Here is a 19,333-nt window from a genome sequence, read left to right as displayed (position 1 = left end):
TCAAACGGCCTCTGCCGGCGCCTTGCCCGTCAACAGCAGGCGCGTTGCCGCGGCCACGTCCTGCTGGCGCATCAGGCTCTCGCCGACCAGGAAAGTCGCAATTCCGCTCTGCTCCAGCCGGCGGCAATCGTCGTGCGAAAAGATACCGCTCTCGCTGACCAGATGGCGGTCGGCCGGCACCATCGCTGCCAGCCGCTCCGAGGTCAGCAGGCTGGTTTCGAAGGTCCGGAGATTGCGGTTGTTGATACCGATCAGTCGCGACGACAGCTGCAGCGCGCGTTCCATTTCAGCCTCGTCATGCACTTCGACCAGCGCGTCCATGCCGAGCCCGAACGCTGTCGCTTCGAGTTCTCTTGCCAACGCGTCGTCGACGCTGGCCATGATGATCAGGATGGCATCGGCGCCCCATGCCCTGGCCTCGTAGACCTGATAGGGGTCGAACAGGAAATCCTTGCGCAGGGCAGGCAGCTCGACGGCAGCGCGCGCAGTGGTGAGGAATTCGGGCGCGCCTTGGAAGGAGGGTGCGTCGGTCAGCACCGAAAGGCAGGCGGCACCGCCCTTCGCATAGGCCCTGGCCAGCGCCGGCGGATCAAAATCGGCGCGGATCAGGCCTTTGGATGGGCTAGCCTTCTTGATTTCGGCAATCAGCGCGAACCTGCCGGATTTGCGCTTTGCTTCAAGGGCGGAAAGAAAGCCGCGCGGCGCGTCGGCATCCGTCGCCCGTGCCTTGATCTCGGCCAGCGGCACGCGCGCCTTGGCCGCCGTGATCTCGTCGCGCTTGTAAGCCTCGATCTTGCGCAGGATGTCGGACATGGTTTTAACCGTTCGAAATCTCGATCAGCCTGTCGAGCACTTTCAGCGCGCGGCCGCTGTCGATGGCCTGCGCCGCCGTTACCATGCCGTCGGCGAGGGTCGTCGCTTTGCCGGCCACCACCAGCCCGGCGCCGGCATTCATCAGCACCGTATCGCGAAAGGCGCCGGCGGCGCCGCCCAGCATGTCGCGCAGTGCCTGGGCGTTGTGGGCGGCGTCGCCGCCGCGCAACTCGTCCTTGGTGTGCCGCTTCAGTCCGACGGCTTCCGGGGTCAGCGTAAAGCTGCGGATCTCGCCGCCGGCCAATTCGGCGACAAGTGTCTCGCCGGTGGTGGTGATCTCGTCATAGCCGTCGCCATGGACGATCCAGGCATGGTCGGCACCAAGTTCCTTCAACGTTTCTGCCACCGGCATGATCCATTCGGGCAGGAACACGCCGACCATCTGCCGTCTGACACTCGCCGGATTGGAAAGCGGGCCCAGCAGGTTGAAGATGGTGCGGGTTCCGAGCTCGACCCGGGTCGGGCCGACATGCTTCATCGCCGGGTGATGCGCCGGCGCGAACATGAAGCCAACGCCGGCCTCGTGGATGCAGCGGCCGATCGTCTCCGGAGGGATGTCGATCTTGACGCCCAATGCGATCAGCACATCGGCGGCGCCGGTCAGCGAGGACAGTCCGCGATTGCCGTGCTTGGCGACGGGCACGCCGCTGCCGGCGATGACGAAAGCGGATGCGGTCGAAATGTTGACGCTGTGCGAATTGTCGCCGCCGGTGCCGACAATGTCGATGGCACCCTCGGGAGCTTCGACACGCAGCATCTTGGCGCGCATGGTGGCGACGGCGCCGGCGATCTCGCTGACGGTCTCACCGCGCACGCGCAATGCCATCAGGAAGCCGCCGATCTGGCCGGGGGTAGCATCGCCGGACATGATGATGTCGAAGGCCTCGCGCGCCTCCTCGAAGGAAAGAGCGCTGCCGGCGGCGACCTTGGCGATGTGGATCTTCAGCGCGCTCATCTGGCCAGGGCTTGGGTTACGGCCGCCTGATCGATGCGGACGTCATATTGCGTCTGCAACTGCGCCACCAACTGGTCGAGCAGGTCGTCGGACATGCCGGAGGTGAAGGACTTCTGTGCGTCCTGGGGCACTGAGCTGGCATCGGCCCCGGCAGGCTCGAACACCTCGGCAACCTTGAACAGGATCTGTCCGTCGCCCGTAGGTGAGGGGATCAACCCGGTGCCGCCTTCGCCGACGCCGAACATCGCGGCGGCGCCTTCCTTGCCGAAATCGACGTCGTCCGCATCGCGCTTGACGCCGCGCTTGGTCTGCTTTTCGAGCTTGAGCTCACCGGCGATCACCTCGAGCGTGACGCCAGCCTTGAGACGCTTCTCGAGCTCCTGTGCTTTTGCGGTGAGCCGTTTGGTGGTCTCCGCCGCGGTCCAGTCGGCCACGACCTTCTGGCGGACTTCGTCCAATGTGCGGTCGCGGGCAGGCGTGATCGCGCTCACGTCGTAGAAGACGAAGCCGTTATCGGCGGTGGTGAGGCCTTCATTGTCGGTTCCGGGTTCGGATTCGAACACCGCCTTGATGAGTGCCGGCGATTCCGGCAGGTCTTTGACGATGCTTCCATCCGGCCGTTGGCCGGTGCGGTCGATGGCATCGATGGTGATGACCTTCAGCTTCAATTTGGCGGCTGCCTCGGCGAGCGAACTGCCCGAGGCGCGCGTATCCTCGTAATTGTCGTGCACGTCCAGCAAGATGCGGCTTGCCTCGCCCAGTGCCAGGTCCTTGCGGATCTGCTCGGACACTTCGGCCAGCGGCTTCACCACTTCGGGCTTGATCTCGGTGACGCGCAGCAGAACGGGACCAAAGGCGCCCTGTACGACCGGGCTGACCTCATTGACGTTTAGTTTGAAGGCAGCATCGGCGACCGCCTTGTCGGCGATCTTGTCCTTGGCCAGCGTGCCGAGCAGCGTGTCTGCCGGAGTCTTGCCTTCGGCAGCGACGATCTTGTCGAAGGTCGCGCCGGTCCTGAGCGAATCGAGCGCCGCCTTTGCGGCATCAGGTGTCTTGAACACAAGCTGCTCGATGGTGCGCATCTCCGGCGTGGTGTAGCGCGCCTTGTTCTTATTGTAGTCGTCGCTGACCTGTTGGTCGGTCACCGCGCTCAAATCCATGATGTCTTCCGGTTCGAGCCTGACATAGGAGAACTTACGGTATTCGGGAGCGGCGTAGGTTTTCTTGTTTTCCTCGAAATAGGCCGAAAGCGCGCTGTCGGACGGCGCTTCTATCGGTTCGACCAGCGATTTCGGCAAGGTCAGGTAGTCGATGGTGCGATCTTCGCCGCGATAGAGCGCGACCGCCTTGAAGAATGTATCCGGGGCCTTGAGGCCGTCCGAAACCGCCTCGACGATCTGCTGACGGACCGCGACCTGGGCGCGGTTCTTCAAATAGTCTTCCGGCCGCATGCCGACCTGCCGAAGCAGGTACTCGAAGGTTCTCCTGTCGAAGGTTCCGGCAGGCCCTTTGAACGCCGGGTCTTCACGCGTCAGTTCGGCGAGCCGGTCCTTGGAAAGGCCGAGGCCGAGCTTGCGGGCCTGCTCGTCGAGGACGGCACCCGACACGAGTTGCGCCAGCACCTGGTTGTCGATGCCGAGCGCCGTCGCTTGCTCACGGCTGATGCGCTGGCCGAATTGCTGCGACATGACGCTGAGCTGGCGATCGTAGGCGAGGCGGTATTCGTTGATCGAGACCTTGGTGCCTCCGGCCGTAATCACGGCGTCATGGCCGGCAAGACCGCCCATCAGCCGCCCCGAGATGCCCCAGATGGCGAAGCTCAACACCAACAATGACAGCAGCAGTTTCGCGACCCAGGTCCCCGCCGCGCTTCTCAACATACCAAGCATGAGTACTTCCGATTTTTGCGCATTTCGCATGCGCCGAGTCTGAAACAAGCGCAATAGCGCCCTTCCTGCCCACTGTCGATTGCTTTGTGGCCTGATTTTGATAGTGAGGGCCAGCTGGAAATTGCCCGGAGAAACAAATCCCATGACCACTGGAATCCGCCCGCTCGTCGCCGGCAACTGGAAAATGAACGGCACCAGCGCCTCGCTCAACGAGATCAGGATGATCGGCAACGGCTTCATGAGTGGGCTAGACGCCGAGACCGAAGCGGTGGTCTGCGTGCCGGCGACCTTGCTTGCGCACGCCGCCGAGATTCTGTCGCGCACGCCGGTGCGGGCCGGCGGAGAGGATTGCCACACCGAGGAAAGCGGCGCCTATACCGGCTGCATTTCGGCCGAGATGCTGAAGGATGCAGGTGCCAGCCATGTCATCGTCGGCCATTCCGAATGCCGCGCCGATCGCAAGGAGGACGATGCCTTGGTCCAGGCCAAGGCCTCCGCCGCATGGCGCGCCGGGCTGGTGGCCATCATCTGCATTGGTGAGACAAGAGCCGAACGAGAAGCAGGAGCCACGCTCGACGTGCTGTCGCGCCAGGTCGCTGGCTCGGTCCCGCCAAACGCCACGGCTTCCAACACCGTCATTGCCTATGAGCCAATATGGGCGATTGGGACCGGCTTGACCCCGACCGCCGCCGACGTCGCCGAGGCACATGCGCATATCCGCGAAGAACTGGCACGGAAGCTCGGCAATACGGCGGCCAAGATGCGCATTCTCTACGGCGGCTCGGTCAAGCCGTCCAACGCCATCGAGTTGCTCGGCGTCAGGAATGTCGATGGCGCGCTGGTCGGCGGCGCCAGCCTAAAGGCGGCGGACTTCCTCGGCATCGCGGAAGCCTATCGAAACATCGCTTGATACAAGGGCTGGTTGCTGCATTTGAGCGGACGGCCGGCGTCGAAATCGTTGCAAAGGACGCATTGCTTCCCATATTCCGGCCACGGGCTTGGAAATGCCGTCAAAGCATTGTATTGAGCCGCCTCCAAATCAGCGGCCGCACAAGGCCTTGCCAGGGTAAATTATGGAAACCGTACTGATCGTCGTCCACCTCATGGTCGTGCTCGCGCTTGTCGGCGTGGTGCTGCTGCAGCGCTCCGAAGGCGGCGGCCTCGGCATCGGCGGCGGATCGGGCTTCATGACCGCGCGTGGCGCCGCCAATGCGCTGACGCGGGCGACGGCGATCCTGGCTGCCGCTTTCTTCGTCACCTCGCTGACACTGTCGATCGTTGCGCGCTATGGCGAGAAGCCGATCGACATTCTCGATCGCGTGCCGGCGACCTCGGACGGAGCAGGCAAGGGCGTACTCAACCAATTGCCTGGAACCACGACGCCGACGCCGCCTTCAGGCACCACGGCGCCGACCCCGCCGTCCGGCAATGGCGCGGCAACGACGCCGCCGGCAACCGCTCCGGCGACGCCGCCAGCGACAAACGGCGCCACCGCGCCGGCCACGCCGCAGGTCCCCAACCAGTAATAGGGCAACTTATGCCGCGATCTGTTGTCGTTTGAACACAGTCGCGGCAAATGCCGCACGATCATGAAGATTCGACTGCGCCTCACGCTTGAGGCGCTTCCGGCTAATCGATTATACGTTGCACGCGGCATTCTCGGCGTCCTTGGGGGGCGCCGGGCGACGCCGTGGGCAACAAGCATTGAACGATCGGATCTTCCCCATGCAGCTTCGCAGCTTCATTTTTGCCGGCCTTTGTGCCGTGCTCAGCCTAGGTGCGCCCGCTTTCGCGGCCATGCCAACGGCAAACTCGGCCCACAAAGCCGCAACAACAACCGACGTCGTCAAGGTCGCTGCCAAAAGCGATGCAGCGCAATTGAAGCTTCTCAAGAAGAAGAAAGATCCGACGCCGGACGACCTTGCGCAGATCCGCAAGATCGAAGCCAAGATCGCAGCCGACAAGGACGCCGCTCGCGCCAAGGCACTCGAAGCCAGGAAGCTGGCGATGCGCGAGGCGGCGAAAGCCAAAGCCGATGCGGAACGCCAGGCGTTCCTTGCCAAGAAGAGCCAGCCGCTCGCAACGGCCAAGGTGGCTGACGCCACGCCGGCCAAGAAGAAGACCGTCAACATCATCGAACCGATTACGCCCATTGCGCCGATCCAGTCGGCCGAGCCGATCCCAGCCGAGGCCATGAACGTTGCGCTGACCGGCAACAATGGCGAGTTGCGCAGCGAACCGGTCGGGCAGAAGCCGCAGAGCGTCGGGCTGTTCGCGGGACTGTTCGGCGGCACATCCTCTTCGTCGATGTCGCTGCTTCCGGAAACACGCGCGCTCGACGCCGCGCTCGAAAGGAAGCAGGCCAAGCGGCAGTTCAAGGTCAAGCCGGAATTCGTGCCGCAGGAGGTCGAATTCACCGGCTACAACCCCGGCACCATCGTCATCGATACCAGCGCCCGTCGTCTCTACCTCGTCGAATCATCGTCAACCGCCCGCCGTTATGCCATCGCGGTCGGCCGGGAAGGCCTGCAGTTCAAGGGTACGGTTGCCGTCGGCGACAAGCAGGAATGGCCGCGCTGGATTCCGACGCTGGATATGCAAAAGCGCGAACCCAAGCACTATGGCCAGTACAAGGACGGCATGCCCGGCGGCGGCGACAATCCGCTCGGTGCGCGCGCCATCTATCTTTACGACGGCAAGAAAGATACCCACCTGCGCATTCACGGCACCATCGCGCCGCAGTCAATCGGAACCAGCGCCTCCAATGGCTGCTTCCGTATGATCAACGAGCACGTCATGGACCTTTACCGCCGGGTGAAAGTAGGCACCAAAGTCGTCATCATCTGACGCTTTGACAGATCGTGCCAAAAGGGCCGGCCTCGCCGGCCCTTTTGTTTTGATACGCCAACGACCAGAGCGCCTTCTTGGGAAAAAGCCTTCGCGGCGGTTTTTTCTCTGGCGGAATCAATTCGGCCGCGTTAAGCGATGACTCCCATGGCGCGATATGTATTCATCACAGGCGGCGTGGTTTCCTCACTTGGAAAAGGCATTGCTGCAGCGGCCCTTGGGGCTCTCTTGCAGGCGCGGGGCTATCGCGCACGCATCAAAAAGCTCGATCCCTATCTCAATGTCGATCCCGGCACGATGTCGCCCTATCAGCACGGCGAAGTCTTCGTGACCGATGACGGGGCCGAGACCGATCTCGATCTTGGCCATTATGAGCGCTTCACCGGCCGCTCGGCCAACCAGCAGGACAACATCACCACCGGCCGCATCTATAAGAACATCATCGAGCGCGAGCGGCGCGGCGACTATCTCGGCGCCACCGTGCAGGTCATTCCGCACGTCACCGACGAGATCAAGAATTTCGTCCTCAACGGCAATGACGACTACGATTTCGTGCTGTGCGAGATCGGCGGCACCGTCGGCGACATCGAAGCGATGCCGTTCCTGGAGGCGATCCGCCAACTCGGCAACGACCTGCCGCGCAACAACGCCGTCTACGTCCACCTGACCTTGATGCCTTACATTCCGACGGCAGGCGAACTGAAGACCAAGCCGACGCAGCATTCGGTCAAGGAGTTGCGCGGCATCGGCATTGCACCCGACATACTGCTGGTCCGCGCCGACCGGCCGATCCCCAAGGAAGAGCGCAGAAAGCTGTCGCTGTTCTGCAATGTCCGCGAAAGCGCCGTCATCCAGGCGCTCGACGTCCCGCATATCTACGACGTGCCGATGGCCTATCACAATGAAGGGCTGGATTCGGAAGTGCTGGCGGCCTTCGGCATCGATCCGGCGCCGAAGCCGCGCATGGAACGGTGGCAGGCGGTGTCCAACCGCATCCACAATCCGGAAGGCGAAGTGACCATTGCCGTCGTCGGCAAATATACCGGCCTCAAGGACGCCTACAAATCGCTGATCGAGGCGCTGTCGCATGGCGGCCTCGCCAACCGGGTCAAGGTCAAGCTCGACTGGATCGAAAGCGAGATATTCGAGAAGGAAGACCCGGCGCCGTGGCTGGAGAAGGTCCATGGCATTCTCGTCCCCGGCGGTTTTGGCGAGCGCGGCTCGGAGGGCAAGATCCTGGCGGCGAAGTTCGCGCGCGAGCGCAAGGTGCCGTATTTCGGCATCTGCTTCGGCATGCAGATGGCTTGCATCGAGGCGGCGCGTTCGCTGGCCGGCGTCGAGCACGCATCATCGACCGAGTTCGGTCCAACCGAGGAGCCGGTTGTCGGCTTGATGACCGAATGGCTGAAGGGCAACATGCTGGAAAAGCGCAGGGAAACCGGCGACCTTGGTGGTACCATGCGGCTCGGTGCCTACCAGGCCGACCTCGCCAAGGGATCGAAGATCGCCGAGATCTATGGCGATACCCAGATTTCCGAACGCCATCGCCACCGCTACGAGGTCAATGTCGACTACAAGGAGCGGCTCGAGGATTGCGGCCTGGTGTTTGCCGGCATGTCGCCGGACGGCGTGCTACCGGAAACGGTCGAATATCCCGACCACCCCTGGTTCATCGGCGTGCAGTACCATCCCGAGTTGAAAAGCCGGCCGCTCGATCCGCACCCGCTGTTTGCCAGCTTCATCGAGGCGGCGGTAGAGCAGTCGCGGCTGGTCTAACTAGCCGCCCATGCAAACGTACGTCGCGCTGCTCTACAGCATTGTCCTGGGCGAGGGGCGGCGGGTCGTCATGTCCGATCTGAAGGCGATGGCCGAAGGCCTGGGTCTGAATAACCCGCGCACGCTGGTGGCGACCGGCAATCTGGTTTTCGAGGCGCAAGAAACAGAACTTGCGGCGTTGGAGCAGCGGCTGGAGGCGGCGTTCGCAAAGACTTTCGGCCGCCACGTCGACATCATCGTGCGCCGCGCCGACGGCTGGCTGAGGATGGCGGCCGGCAATCCGTTCCCAGCCGAATCGGCTGAGGCCGCGGACCAGGTGGCGGTGCGCGTGATGCGGGCGCCCGTTCCCGCCGAGACCGCCGCGGCGCTTGAGGCGTATGCCGGCAAGGACGAGAAGCTGCGGATTGTCGGCGGCGACATCTGGATCGTCTTTTCCAGCGAGACGCCGAGTTCGCGGCTGCTTGCGGCGGTCAGTCACAAACGCCTGGGCATCGGCACCTCGCGCAACTGGAATACGGTGCGCCGCCTGGCCAAGATGGTCGCAGAATAAACGGGGCGGCTCGCGCCGCCCCAAATCGCTCAGGCCTTGGCTATCCTGGCTCCGGCACCGAGTGCCATCGTGCGCAGCACGTAGTAGATGACGCCGGCAATTGCCACGCCGAAGAACCAGCCATAGACGCCCCACCATGACGGCAGCAGGCTGGTGAAGTTGGGCAGGATCGAGGAGAAGACCGCGCCGATACCGGCGGCGATGAAGGCATTGACATGCCAGCCGCCCTGAAAGCGGAATTCGCCATTCTCCCTGTAGAGCGCCTCGACGTCGACCTCGCCCTTCCGGATCAGGTAATAGTCGACCATCATCACGCCGAAGATAGGCCCCATCGTCGCGCCAATGATGTTGACGAAGGAGGCGGCACTGCCTTCCCAGGGCGCGAATGGATAGAGCACCAGCGCGATCAGCGCCGCGATGTAGCCGCCCTTCTTGAAGTCGATCTGGCGTGGAAAGACATTGGAGAAGTCGAAGGCCGGCGACACGAAGTTCGCCACCACATTGATGCCGAGCGTCGCCACCGCAAAGGTCAGGGCTGCGAGCGCCGCCAGGAACCAGCTGTCGAATTTCGCCGAAATCTGGTCGGGATGCAGCAGCACCTCGCCATAGACGTCGAAGGCGGCGATCGTCGTAACGCCGGCGACCAGCGAGAACAGGATAAGATTGACCGGCAGGCCCCAGATGTTGCCCTTGCGCAGCGATGCCTTGTCCGGGGCGTAGCGCGCGAAATCGCAGAAGTTGAGATAGAGCGCGGAGAAATAGGTCACCCAGATCGCGGCCACCGCAAACAGCGAGGTCCAGGAGCCCGGCGTGCCCGGCACGCCCGCGTCCTTTGTCTTTTCCAGCAGCACATCCATCGGGATGTCGCTGGTGAAAGCGAAGGTGCCTGCCTTGATGCAAAGATAGATCGCCAGGATCAGCATCATCACCCACACCGCCGGTCCGGCCCAATCCTGGAAGCGGCGCACCGTTTCCATGCCTTTCTGGATGATCAGGAGTTGCAGCGCCCAGATGACGGCGAAGCAGATCACCTCGAGCCCGGAGTGGCCGAGGAAATGTGTGCTCTGGTTGAAGTCGGCGAACCATTGCGAGCGGATCAGCAGGGCTACGATCGCCCCGGAGGCGGCCGCCGTCTGCGCGCCGTACCAGAAGCAGGCGACGATGGCGCGCACCAGCGCCGGTATGTTGGCGCCCCAGATGCCGAAGGAGGCACGCGCCAGGACCGGGTAGGGCACCCCGGTCTTCACGCCGGCATAGCCGACCATGTTCATCAACGCATAGATGATCAGCGAACCGATACCGATGGCGATGATGAAGTTGACGAAGCCGCCGCAGAACAGGAACAGGCTGGCAGCGAGATAGTAGCCCCACAGGCTGTGGACGTCCGACGTCCAGACGTTGAAGATCGAGAACGGTCCCCAGTTTCGAACCTTCGCCGGAGCGAGATCCTCATTGTACAGGTCCGGTGATGCGCCTTGTATTGTCATTGCTATGTCCTCCCCTTGCAACCGCACGCGCCTCCACGCATGGCACGCAGGTTAAGCCTGACGCAGGGGAACCGGCAAGCAGACGATTTGCCGGCTTTGGGCTTAAAGTCATTCAATGAGAAACGCGCTTATCGGCGTGGCGTCGTTGAGCTTCCTAGCGCCGGCGATTCGTGGGGTGACACCGATCGCTCGACCTAAGCTCCAGAGTCCACCTTGTGCGTGATCAGGGCGGCAAGCTTTTTGGGCGCTTGTGCGCGATAACTCTCATCGAGCCATGACTTCAGTTGTCCCATCGGTGGCAGTTCGTCCGGTGCTGGTTCGAACGTCACCCATCCGCTCTTGCCAAGGCCGTACTCCGTCGGCGACGCATAGTGGAGCTTTCTCGCCTCGTCGCCGCTGTAAGGGAGTTTGAGGGAGATGCTGAACGGTTCGCCTTCAAGGCTCAAATAAGCAAAGGTCTTGCCTTTCACCGCGAGATCGTCGTGACCAGGCCACGGACTCTTTGTCTCGGCGCCTGGATAGGTGAGGCCGAAGGCGCGTAGTTCCTTGAGAACGGCATCGGTCGAAGCGCGCGATTTCCTACTCATCAACTCTCCTCCATCGCTGTCGGTGGCTATCCTGGCAGACGAGCCGACGGGGAGCCTCGACAGCAAGAGCTCGGAGCAGGTGTTCACAATCCTGCAGAATCTGGTGCGCGAACGCGGCAAGACGGTCGTGGCAGTCACGCATGACCTCGACATGGCCGCACGCATGGATCGCCGCATTCACATGGTGGACGGGAAGATCAGCTGAACCGGGCCAGGGCGCGATCAGGCCACCGCCGACGTCTCGAAACTGGCCTCGAGCCAGGCTATTGCGCCCGTCACGTCGTCGAGGACATAGGTTGCGGCCGTCGGTCCGTTCGGCTTCACGCGGATGGAGATGCCGCCAATTTCATTGATCGCCTCGAAACCGTGTTCGTCCGATGTATCGTCTCCGAGGAATATCGGCCGCCGGCCAACAAAGGGCGGAATGTCCATGAAACGCCGGATGGCAGCACCTTTGACGGCTTCCAAAGGCATGAGCTCGACGCCGGCGTTTCCCGGAAGCACCCGATAACCCTTCGGAAGCCGGGCCAATGCCTGTTCGACGAGCTGGATTGCGGGTGCAAGCAGTTGCGGTGCTGCTCTTGTATGAACGGCAAGGACCGGCCCCTTGCGCTCGACATAGACCTTGCCGCTGCCCAGTTCGGCCTCGATCTCGTCCGCAAGGGCGGCGATGTCGGCCGGCGCGTCGGCGGCATCGATCGGACCGCTCGGCGTCAGCCGGTGCTCCAGCCCATACAGTCCGGCAATCCGCAGCTTCAGCGGGTGGAACAGCTTGTCCACGGCGGGAATCGATCGGCCGGTGATGAAGGCGACCGCACCATCCAGCCGCCGCTCGATGCGTTCGAGCAGATTGCGCAATTCCTCCCCGACGAACACCGCGTCGGGATGGGCAGCGTGTTCCAGCAGGGTTCCGTCGATGTCGAGGAAGAGCGCCCATTGCCCTTCCGACAGGTTCAACGCCGGTGGTTGTTCAAAGCTTTTCACGACGCTGCCTTCCGAGCCCGCTCGAACATCGAGATGACGTTGTTGGTGTTCGATGGCGGGCGCTCGCCGGTTCCGGTCACCCTGTCGAGATCGCCGCGTTTGCGCAGGCGCGCGGCGTCCAGCAGCATGCTGCCGGCCCAGCGGTAGACATTGTTGTCGCGGACCATCTCGCGCATCGGCCGCAAACGTTCGCGCTGCTCTTCCGGCGTCATCGTCAGCGCCTGCAACAGCGCCTCGCTCATCATGGCCGCATCGTAGGGGTTGACGATCAGTGCTTCCAGCAATTCGCGCGAGGCACCGGCGAAGGTGCTGAGCAAAAGCACGCCCTGTTCGTCGTCGCGCGCTGCGACGAATTCCTTGGCGACAAGGTTCATGCCGTCATGCAGACTGGTGACCATACAGATGTCGGCGGCACGATAGACCTCGTAGACCTGCTCCTGCCGATGATGTTCGGCGACCATCAGGATAGGGCTGTATGTCTCGCTGCCATAGTGCCGGTTGAGCTCCTCGGCACAGCGGCGGCATTCGTCGTGGAGTTGCTGGTAGGCGGGCAATGTCCCCCGGCTCGGCGCGGCGATCTGCAGGAAAACCACCTTGCCTATCCATTCGGGATATCTCGTGAACAATTCGTCCAAGGCATGGAAGCGATCGAGAATGCCTTTCGTGTAGTCGAGGCGCTCGACGCCAACGCATAGTTTGGTATCCGCAGACAGGCCGAATCTGTCGCGCACGCTGGCGCGGCACTCCTCCACAGACGGCAGTTTTGCCAGCAATTGGGCCGGCCATTCTATGGAAATGGGATAGGCGTGGACCAATGTGGTCTGCCCACCATAGGAGATTGCCGCGTCTGCCCGTTCGATCCGGCTCTCCAGAAAGCGGTCGACACTTTCGGTGAAGTTGTTGGCATGGAATTGGGTATGAAAGCCGATGATCGAACTGCCGAGCAGTCCTTCCAGGATCCGCTCACGCCACGGACAGATGCTGAATACTTCCGAATTAGGCCACGGGATATGCCAGAAGGTGATGACTATCGCGTCCGGCAGGCGCTGGCGGATCATGCGCGGCAGCAGCGCGAAATGATAGTCCTGCACCAGCACGATCGGCCGTTCGTTGCGGGCTTCGGCAACCACCGTATCGGCGAATTTGCGGTTGACGGCCTCGTAGGCGTCCCAGTCCGAGGCGCGAAACACGGGGCGGGTGAAGGCGATATGGCAAAGCGGCCATAGGCCCTCATTAGCGAAGCCCAGATAGTAGCCCTGATATTCCTCCTCCGTCAGCCAGACCCTGCGCAGCGTGTAGGACGGATTGCCTGGCGGCACCTGCACCCGGTCGTCCTTGTCGACGGTGAGACGGTCTGCCGTGCCGCCGCCATAGGCGATCCAGGTGCCGGCACAGGCGCGGGTGATGGGCTCGAGTGCCGAAACCAGGCCGCTGGCCGGCACCAAAAGTTGGACCCCGTCGTCCTTGATGTTGTGGATGTAGGGTTCGCGGTTGGACACCACGATGACCTGTGCGTCCGGCAGGTCGTCGGCCAGGATCTTGCGCAACGTGTCGGGCGACCACGTGACCAGTGCCGCATCGGCGGACTGGCCGTTCTTTTCGAACTCGCGCAGCACCTTGCGTGCCGCTTCCGAGGCGACATCCTCGCTCGGCGTGTATGCGGCGGCCGTTGCGCGACCGCGGCGCTGGCGGGATATCGACAGGAGAATGGCAAAAGCGGAAAAGCCAAAACTTGCAATCAGCAAAACCCAGAGCAGGTTTACAGTATAATCTGACATGGAATGTGATCTCGCCTCCGGCCGGCCGATAGCCGTTTTTTTTATTTGTTTTCTGGTTCGCCGCCGTATGCCAACGACAGCGTCCCCACCCATTTTTGCAACGCACAAAGAGGCTATCGGTTCCGGACGATTGCAATGCCGCGCGTCATTTTCGATGCGCCGCAGCGCGGCGGCATCAAGTGCGCACGATGAGCGGCACCATCCCCTCATACCGGTCGGCAAGAAAGGCGACGACCCGGTCGCCGACACGCTGGAATGTGAGGTCGACCACTGTCGAGCCGACACCCAGATGCCGCAATGTCAGCGTGTCGATGCCGATCGGCAGCCTTGGGCGGGTGACCCGGATTTCGCTGTTCCAGCCGTCGATTTCGAGCCCAAGGCAGGCCTGCATCAGCATGAAGGCCGATCCCGCTGACCAGGCTTGCGGCAGGCACGCGACGGGATAGGCGATGGGCGCTTCGCCCGGCGACCGGGTAAAGCCGCAGAACAGTTCCGGCAGCCGCATGTTGAAATGGACAGCCGATTCGAACGTGCCGCTCATCAGCCGAACCACGCTGTCGCGCACGCCATAACGTGCCAGGCCTGCACCGCACATGGCGGTGTCGTGCGGCCAGATCGAACCATTGTGGTAGGACATCGGATTGAAGAATATCGCATCGTCGGCCAGCGTCCTCACGCCCCAACCAGAGTGGAACGACGCGGAGAGCAGCTGATCGGCGACCATCTGCGCCCGTTCCGGCTCGGGCAGCCCGACAAAGAGAAGATGGCCGGCATTCGACGTCCGTACCTTGCAGAGCTCGCCTGCACCATCGATCGCCAGTGCATAGAAATTGAGATCGTCCATCCAGAAATGGCGTTCCACCGCGGCGCGCATGGTTTCGGCGCGTTCCTCCCAATGATCGGCCTTGTCGTCCTCGCCGCGGCGGCGGGCGAGCGCCGCCAGCCCACGGAACGCGGCAAAGACGTAGCCTTGCACCTCGACCAGGGCGATCGGCCCCTTGGGCATGCGGCCATCGGCATGGAAGACGGAATCGAAACTGTCCTTCCAGCCCTGGTTGGCAAGGCCGGTCTCGGCGCCGCGCTGGTAGGTAACGAAGCCGGTCGCGCGGCTTGTCTCCTCCGTCCATTCGGCCGCTGCACAGAGCGATGGCCACAGGCTGTCGACGAACGCCATGTCGCCGGTACGATCCGCATAGGCGCAAGCGAGATGAATATAGAGCGGCGTGGTATCGACGCCGCCGTAATAGCGGCCGAACGGGAGCTCCCGCAGTGCCGCCATCTCGCCCTTGCGGGTCTCGTGCATGATCTTGCCGGGCTGCGAATCGCTGAACGGCGACGTTTCGGTCGCCTGATGCTGGGCGAGAAAGGCGAGTACGCCGCGCGCCAGCCCAGGATTCAACCACAGCATCTGCAATGCGGAAATCACCCCGTCACGGCCAAATGCCGTCGAGAACCAGGGTATGCCGGCATAGGGGTAAGGTCCGGTTGCAAGCTCGGTGGTCAGCAGCGCCACGTCCGCGCGCGCGCGTTCGATCCAGTCGTTGAAGACGCGGCCAGAACTGTGCACCGTCGCGCCGTGGCGGCGTTTGGCGCGCATGCCGAAGCGAGCGCGGGCGGCTGCAGCCCGAAAACGGTCGCGGTCGGGTGTCTCCGCCACTTCCGGGCCGACCTCGATATAGAGGACCTCGCTGCTGCGCTTCGTCACCGCAACCAGGAAATCCGCGCGGCTGGCGGTCAAATTGTCCGGCGCCTGCGAGAACGAGATCGCCGACAGGCGCACGAGTTGGTCCAGCCCGTCATATCGAAGCACCACGGATGTCGGACTGGTCTCGGCGGCGTGGGCTATTCCGCGCTTGAGCCGGGTCGAACCGCGCACCTCGAACATGTCGCGGAAATCTGCTGCGAAATGCAAGGAAACCCGAATGGCCGACGATTCCTGGCTGTAGTTGGAAAGGGTGATGCGCTCGAACAGCCGGTCCTGCCAAAGCAGCCTGACGCGTTCTATGTGGATCGCGCCCTGCGGAATGTCGCGACCACCGACACTCTGGATCGGCAAATTGGTCAGGTTCGAGGTGAAAAGCACATTGTCCTGGCTGAGCGAGGCGCCGAGCAACGACATTTGCCGGCCACCGACCGTCAGCCGGAATTCCGAAAGCACACGCGTGTCGTCTCGGAAAAAGCCATCGCCGGCGCCGCGGATGTCGCCATAGGCGTCGGCCACCGCGAAGCAGTCGGCTTGCTTGAGGGCGAACAGCCGGTGCGGCTCCCGGGGCGCAACCTCGTCGAGGGAGGCAAGGGCTACGGCGGGATCAAGCTTACGCTCGTCGAGTTGATTCATACGTCACAAGCTCTGTCGTTTCGTTTCCAACGTCCACAATGACGCCGATCAGGACGCTCTCGCTTCACCGGGAGTACCGATCAGGCGCGCATAGGCAGCCACATAGTCGTGGGCCATTCTCGTGGCAGAAAAACGGTTTTCGAACACGGCTCTCACCTGTCGCCTGTCGAGGCGCAGCAATTCCGGTATCGAGGCGACCGCAGCATCGACCGTATCGACAAGGAAACCGGTCACGCCGTGGTCGATGATCTCGGGCAGGGCACCGCATTTCCAGGCGATCACCGGCGTGCCACAGGCCATAGCCTCTATCGCGGCAAGACCGAACGGCTCCGGCCAATCGATCGGAAACAGCAGGCCGGCCGCCTTGCCGAGGAATTCCGCTTTTCTGTCCTCTTCGATCTCGCCGATATAGTCGACACGGTCGCCGTCGATCAGCGGCTCGACCGTGTCGTGGAAAAAAGGGCGGTCGTCGTCGCCGATCTTTGCCGCAAGCTTCAGTTTCAGCCCGGAGCGCAAGGCGATCTCAATGGCACGGTCCGGGCGCTTGTCGCGCGACAGCCGGCCCAGAAAGGCCAGATACGGCTCGTCCACCTCCGTCTCGAAAGTCGGCTCATACGTATTGATCGGTAGCCCGTGATGGATGGTCGCCAGCCAATTTGCCCTGGGTAGCCCGGTTCTCTGGCTACACGAAATCGAGATCATCGGAAAGCGCGGAAAATGTTCGTAGGCCGGGGCCAGGTCGACATAGTCGAGCCTGCCATGCGGTGTCGTCACCGTCCGGTCGGGCATGTGTTCGAAGAAAGGAAAATGCAGGAAGTGGCTGAGATGGAAATGGATGATGTCGAACTGTTGCGCACGGCTCCTCACCTCGGCGAGCATCGAGAGATGCGCCGCGGTTTCGGATTTGTGCGGGCGCGGATCGAGACGGAGCGCGCGCTCGCGACACGCCACCAATTTCGCCGACGTCTTGGTATCGCCGCTGGCGAACAGGGTCACGTCATGGCCAAGCTCGACCAATCCTTCGGTCAGATAGGAGACGATGCGCTCCGTCCCTCCATAGAACCGGGGTGGCACGGATTCATGGAGCGGCGCCACATGGGCTATTCTCATGTTTTGGCATTTCCCTCAAAAAGACTGCTCGTGGCATCGAAATGCATCAGCCGCGCTAACGTTCCCGTACAATGGCAAGATGCCACCCAATTGGGGCAAGATGTCACCCAATTGGAGCTGCCGGGCGCGTCGACCGTTGCTCGTCTCGTCCAGCAAACATTTTTCAGGCCAAGCCATGTTTTGCCGGGAACCAAAGTCGGGTTCGCGAGTTTAGTGGGGTTCGATCGCACGCATCCGGTCGACGGGGAGGAAATGATGGACCGCTTGCAATTCTTTTCGCCCGTGCGGATTTTGCGCGGACAGGGACAGCCCGTGGAGGAGATCGACAGCGTTGCCGAAGCGATGGCATTCTTGCGAAAATGGCCGGCCGGGCGGCGCGGGCCGGTTTACCAGTGCGCCGTGAATTGCTGCGCTGCGGCCATGGCCGGCCGGATGTCGGCCGAGGAAGCGAGAAAGGCTTTTGCCGGCTTCGCCCGGATCACCCGCCTGCTCGAGGGCGATCGGCCGTTGCCGATGAGCGGCGAGGATCGGCATCGCGATCACGCCTTGAGGCGATAGGCAAGCTGCCGCAGATGGTCCGAGCAAGGGCATTCAGCCTGAGCGCCTGATCGGCGACCGACTCGCTTTCGCGAACAGTCGTTTGAGCGGAGCAACGGCGCCGTTTTCGCTGATGTAATCGCGATAGGCGACGTAATCGGGGTCGCGTGACAGATGGCATTCCTCGGTGATGGCGCGGAGTGCGTAGATGGCATTGAGCGCGAGCAGGATGGCGGAGTGCCGCAGCGCTTCAGCGGGTCCTGCGGCGGTGAGGAAAGGTAGGGAGACCAGCCACCAGGAGAGGTTTTTCGAAACATAGGCCGGATGCTTGATCCAGCGATACGGTCCGCAGGTGATGATTCCGCGATTGGTGAGATTGGAAAATCTCAGGCCAAAGCTCACGGTGGACCAGACAAAAATCAAGATGCAGAAGAGGATCGCCGACCCCCAGAAAACCTGGAGCGCCGGTGAGGGCATCACCGCCGTCCAGTTGGCGCCCGTTTCGTAGTTCAGGTAGGCACGGGTGGCGGCGTTGATGGGTTCATAACAGGCAAGACAAACCAGCCAGCCGAATACGGTGGGCTCGACGGTGCGGATATGATTGTCGAGGACGCGCAGCGTGAAGACGTAGCCGACGACCGCGACAAGAACATCCACCATGAACAGGAGATCGATTGCAAAAGCGTGCCAGCGCATGATGTCGAATCGATACGGTTGTTCCAGCCCGGCAAGGATCGAACCCAGTGTGGAGCACAGATAGACGAACATCAGCGGCAGGAAGAAGCCTTTGACGATCCAGCTCCGCACGTGCTGGCGTATCTGCTCGGTCCTTTGCGGCACGGCGCCGCTGAGGACGAATGCACCGATTTCGGCATATGAATCTTCCGGATCGGTCTGCCGGCGGTCGACATAGGCAACATAAAACGGCGCGGCGACGAGCAGCGCCGGCAAGGTGTCGTAAAGCGCCGCCCAGTAGGGGGCGTAAAACCCACGCCGGTATTCCGGCACTATCCAGTAGACTGCGGCAATGGTCGTGAGCGTGACGATGAAGCCGATGAGCTTGCGCACGACGCGCTCGACTTCAAGCGCTCGCATCGGCTTCGCCTGCAATCCCGTCGAACGCCTCCGGAACGTCTGGAAATAGGCCGTGTCGACCGCGATCATCGCTGCCGCGGTAGCTGCAATGACAGTCATGGCCTGCAAATGCACAGGCCAGCTTCTGTTGACGAGCACTCCGACGGCCAGCGCAAGACCAAACAGTCCTGCAAGGCCGGTTAGGGGCGCGGTCGCGGATTTCGGTTGGAGCGTCAAGCTGCTACTCCCGTTGTCATGAGGGTTGATCGTCGTCGGCGGCCGCCACGGGTCACGTAGTGTGCCCACCCGCCGCCGCTAGTGCCACTTGAGCAGCTGCTACACTCCACCGCTGCCGTTGGATCCGCTGCTGCTTGTCCCGTCGTTGCCGCCGCTGGATCCGCTGCTACTGCTCGATCCGCTTGAGCCGCCGCTGCTTGTTCCGTCATTGCCGCCGCTTGAACTGCTGGTGCCGCTCGAACCGCTGCTACCGCTCGAACCCCAGCTGCCGCTGGCTACGCTGGTGCCGGTCGAACACATGCTGCGCCTCG

Annotated in this window: 17 protein-coding genes and 1 pseudogene; 8 read left to right on the top strand and 10 right to left on the bottom strand. The window is 62.5% G+C overall.

The features are described 5' to 3' along the window. Genes trpC through NKH59_RS24775 form a run of 3 tightly spaced genes read right to left on the bottom strand, consistent with a single transcriptional unit; the run spans nt 1 to nt 3,717 of the window. Complete coding sequence (gene trpC, locus NKH59_RS24785; protein ID WP_353023385.1) at nt 1–813, bottom strand: indole-3-glycerol phosphate synthase TrpC; 813 nt, start codon at nt 811–813, stop codon at nt 1–3. 4 nt (nt 814–817) lie between these two features. Continuing rightward, on the bottom strand, nt 818–1,828 hold the full coding sequence (trpD, locus tag NKH59_RS24780) for an anthranilate phosphoribosyltransferase (RefSeq protein ID WP_352616138.1): 1,011 nt from the start codon (nt 1,826–1,828) through the stop codon (nt 818–820). Further along, on the bottom strand, nt 1,825–3,717 hold the full coding sequence (locus NKH59_RS24775) for a peptidyl-prolyl cis-trans isomerase (RefSeq protein ID WP_353023383.1): 1,893 nt from the start codon (nt 3,715–3,717) through the stop codon (nt 1,825–1,827). Before NKH59_RS24775 ends, trpD begins: the two co-directional genes overlap by 4 nt. Nucleotides 3,718–3,859: 142 nt before the next feature. On the opposite strand from NKH59_RS24775, the gene tpiA reads away from it, so the two are divergent. From tpiA to NKH59_RS24750, 5 genes are all read left to right on the top strand, one after another. After that, nucleotides 3,860–4,627 carry a triose-phosphate isomerase gene (gene tpiA, locus NKH59_RS24770; protein ID WP_352474263.1) on the top strand — a complete coding sequence of 256 codons (768 nt, stop codon included), beginning with the start codon at nt 3,860–3,862 and terminating at the stop codon, nt 4,625–4,627. Between the two features lie 163 nt (nt 4,628–4,790). Next, a complete protein-coding gene (gene secG / locus NKH59_RS24765) occupies nt 4,791–5,243 on the top strand; it encodes a preprotein translocase subunit SecG (protein WP_254817294.1) in 453 nt (150 codons plus the stop codon). Nucleotides 5,244–5,442: 199 nt separating this feature from the next. Further along, a complete protein-coding gene (locus NKH59_RS24760; protein WP_352685756.1) occupies nt 5,443–6,564 on the top strand; it encodes a L,D-transpeptidase in 1,122 nt (373 codons plus the stop codon). Between the two features lie 147 nt (nt 6,565–6,711). Beyond that, on the top strand, nt 6,712–8,340 hold the full coding sequence (gene pyrG, locus NKH59_RS24755) for a CTP synthase (protein ID WP_352448839.1): 1,629 nt from the start codon (nt 6,712–6,714) through the stop codon (nt 8,338–8,340). A 10-nt stretch (nt 8,341–8,350) separates the two neighbouring features. Next, entirely contained in the window at nt 8,351–8,890 is a 540-nt protein-coding gene (locus NKH59_RS24750) for a DUF1697 domain-containing protein (protein ID WP_352795444.1), read from the top strand. Nucleotides 8,891–8,919: 29 nt separating this feature from the next. Here the strand turns inward: NKH59_RS24750 and NKH59_RS24745 are convergent, their stop codons facing one another. Both NKH59_RS24745 and NKH59_RS24740 read right to left on the bottom strand, forming a co-directional pair. Further along, entirely contained in the window at nt 8,920–10,377 is a 1,458-nt protein-coding gene (locus tag NKH59_RS24745) for an NCS1 family nucleobase:cation symporter-1 (RefSeq protein ID WP_352474257.1), read from the bottom strand. Between the two features lie 194 nt (nt 10,378–10,571). Continuing rightward, nucleotides 10,572–10,964 (bottom strand): MmcQ/YjbR family DNA-binding protein, encoded by a 393-nt coding sequence (locus NKH59_RS24740; RefSeq protein WP_352474256.1) that lies wholly within the window; start codon nt 10,962–10,964, stop codon nt 10,572–10,574. On the opposite strand from NKH59_RS24740, the pseudogene NKH59_RS24735 reads away from it, so the two are divergent. Then, a pseudogene (locus NKH59_RS24735) lies at nt 10,960–11,169 on the top strand (ABC transporter ATP-binding protein); the annotation flags it as partial. The gene NKH59_RS24740 and the pseudogene NKH59_RS24735 overlap by 5 nt on opposite strands. Nucleotides 11,170–11,186: 17 nt before the next feature. On the opposite strand, the gene otsB reads toward NKH59_RS24735, so the two are convergent. The 4 genes from otsB to NKH59_RS24715 form a co-directional block, all read right to left on the bottom strand. Continuing rightward, nucleotides 11,187–11,948: a trehalose-phosphatase gene (gene otsB / locus NKH59_RS24730; protein WP_031211298.1), complete on the bottom strand. Its 762-nt coding sequence runs from the start codon at nt 11,946–11,948 to the stop codon at nt 11,187–11,189. Next, a complete protein-coding gene (locus NKH59_RS24725) occupies nt 11,945–13,726 on the bottom strand; it encodes an alpha,alpha-trehalose-phosphate synthase (UDP-forming) (RefSeq protein ID WP_353023382.1) in 1,782 nt (593 codons plus the stop codon). The genes otsB and NKH59_RS24725 overlap by 4 nt, the downstream gene beginning before the upstream one ends. Before the next feature lie 175 nt (nt 13,727–13,901). Beyond that, a complete protein-coding gene (locus NKH59_RS24720; RefSeq protein WP_352540550.1) occupies nt 13,902–16,064 on the bottom strand; it encodes an amylo-alpha-1,6-glucosidase in 2,163 nt (720 codons plus the stop codon). A gap of 48 nt (nt 16,065–16,112) precedes the next feature. Further along, a complete protein-coding gene (locus NKH59_RS24715; RefSeq protein ID WP_352540549.1) occupies nt 16,113–17,174 on the bottom strand; it encodes a glycosyltransferase family 4 protein in 1,062 nt (353 codons plus the stop codon). Between NKH59_RS24715 and NKH59_RS33565 the strand changes: the two genes are divergently transcribed. After that, nucleotides 17,160–17,732 (top strand): DUF982 domain-containing protein, encoded by a 573-nt coding sequence (locus NKH59_RS33565; RefSeq protein ID WP_502893790.1) that lies wholly within the window; start codon nt 17,160–17,162, stop codon nt 17,730–17,732. The genes NKH59_RS24715 and NKH59_RS33565 overlap by 15 nt on opposite strands. 33 nt (nt 17,733–17,765) lie before the next feature. Here NKH59_RS33565 and NKH59_RS24705 read toward each other — a convergent pair whose 3' ends face one another. After that, complete coding sequence (locus NKH59_RS24705) at nt 17,766–18,779, bottom strand: methyltransferase family protein (protein ID WP_353023381.1); 1,014 nt, start codon at nt 18,777–18,779, stop codon at nt 17,766–17,768. A gap of 361 nt (nt 18,780–19,140) precedes the next feature. Between NKH59_RS24705 and NKH59_RS24700 the strand changes: the two genes are divergently transcribed. Then, the coding region (locus tag NKH59_RS24700; RefSeq protein ID WP_353023379.1) for a hypothetical protein at nt 19,141–19,333 on the top strand (193 nt) is incomplete at its 3' end.

This window comes from Mesorhizobium sp. M0998, from assembly GCF_040318885.1.
Classification (GTDB): Bacteria; Pseudomonadota; Alphaproteobacteria; order Rhizobiales; family Rhizobiaceae; genus Mesorhizobium.
This window is presented reverse-complemented; position numbering and strand designations above follow the sequence as displayed.

Coding starts and splice junctions, on each gene's coding strand:
- trpD (WP_352616138.1), bottom strand. CDS start 1,828: ATGAGCGCGCTGAAGATCCACATCGCCAAGGTCGCCGCCGGCAGCGCT.
- NKH59_RS24745 (WP_352474257.1), bottom strand. CDS start 10,377: ATGACAATACAAGGCGCATCACCGGACCTGTACAATGAGGATCTCGCT.
- NKH59_RS33565 (WP_502893790.1), top strand. CDS start 17,160: ATGGGCTATTCTCATGTTTTGGCATTTCCCTCAAAAAGACTGCTCGTG.
- NKH59_RS24740 (WP_352474256.1), bottom strand. CDS start 10,964: ATGAGTAGGAAATCGCGCGCTTCGACCGATGCCGTTCTCAAGGAACTA.
- NKH59_RS24720 (WP_352540550.1), bottom strand. CDS start 16,064: ATGAATCAACTCGACGAGCGTAAGCTTGATCCCGCCGTAGCCCTTGCC.
- NKH59_RS24775 (WP_353023383.1), bottom strand. CDS start 3,717: ATGCTTGGTATGTTGAGAAGCGCGGCGGGGACCTGGGTCGCGAAACTG.
- secG (WP_254817294.1), top strand. CDS start 4,791: ATGGAAACCGTACTGATCGTCGTCCACCTCATGGTCGTGCTCGCGCTT.
- NKH59_RS24715 (WP_352540549.1), bottom strand. CDS start 17,174: ATGAGAATAGCCCATGTGGCGCCGCTCCATGAATCCGTGCCACCCCGG.
- NKH59_RS24750 (WP_352795444.1), top strand. CDS start 8,351: ATGCAAACGTACGTCGCGCTGCTCTACAGCATTGTCCTGGGCGAGGGG.
- pyrG (WP_352448839.1), top strand. CDS start 6,712: ATGGCGCGATATGTATTCATCACAGGCGGCGTGGTTTCCTCACTTGGA.
- NKH59_RS24725 (WP_353023382.1), bottom strand. CDS start 13,726: ATGTCAGATTATACTGTAAACCTGCTCTGGGTTTTGCTGATTGCAAGT.
- trpC (WP_353023385.1), bottom strand. CDS start 813: ATGTCCGACATCCTGCGCAAGATCGAGGCTTACAAGCGCGACGAGATC.
- NKH59_RS24760 (WP_352685756.1), top strand. CDS start 5,443: ATGCAGCTTCGCAGCTTCATTTTTGCCGGCCTTTGTGCCGTGCTCAGC.
- tpiA (WP_352474263.1), top strand. CDS start 3,860: ATGACCACTGGAATCCGCCCGCTCGTCGCCGGCAACTGGAAAATGAAC.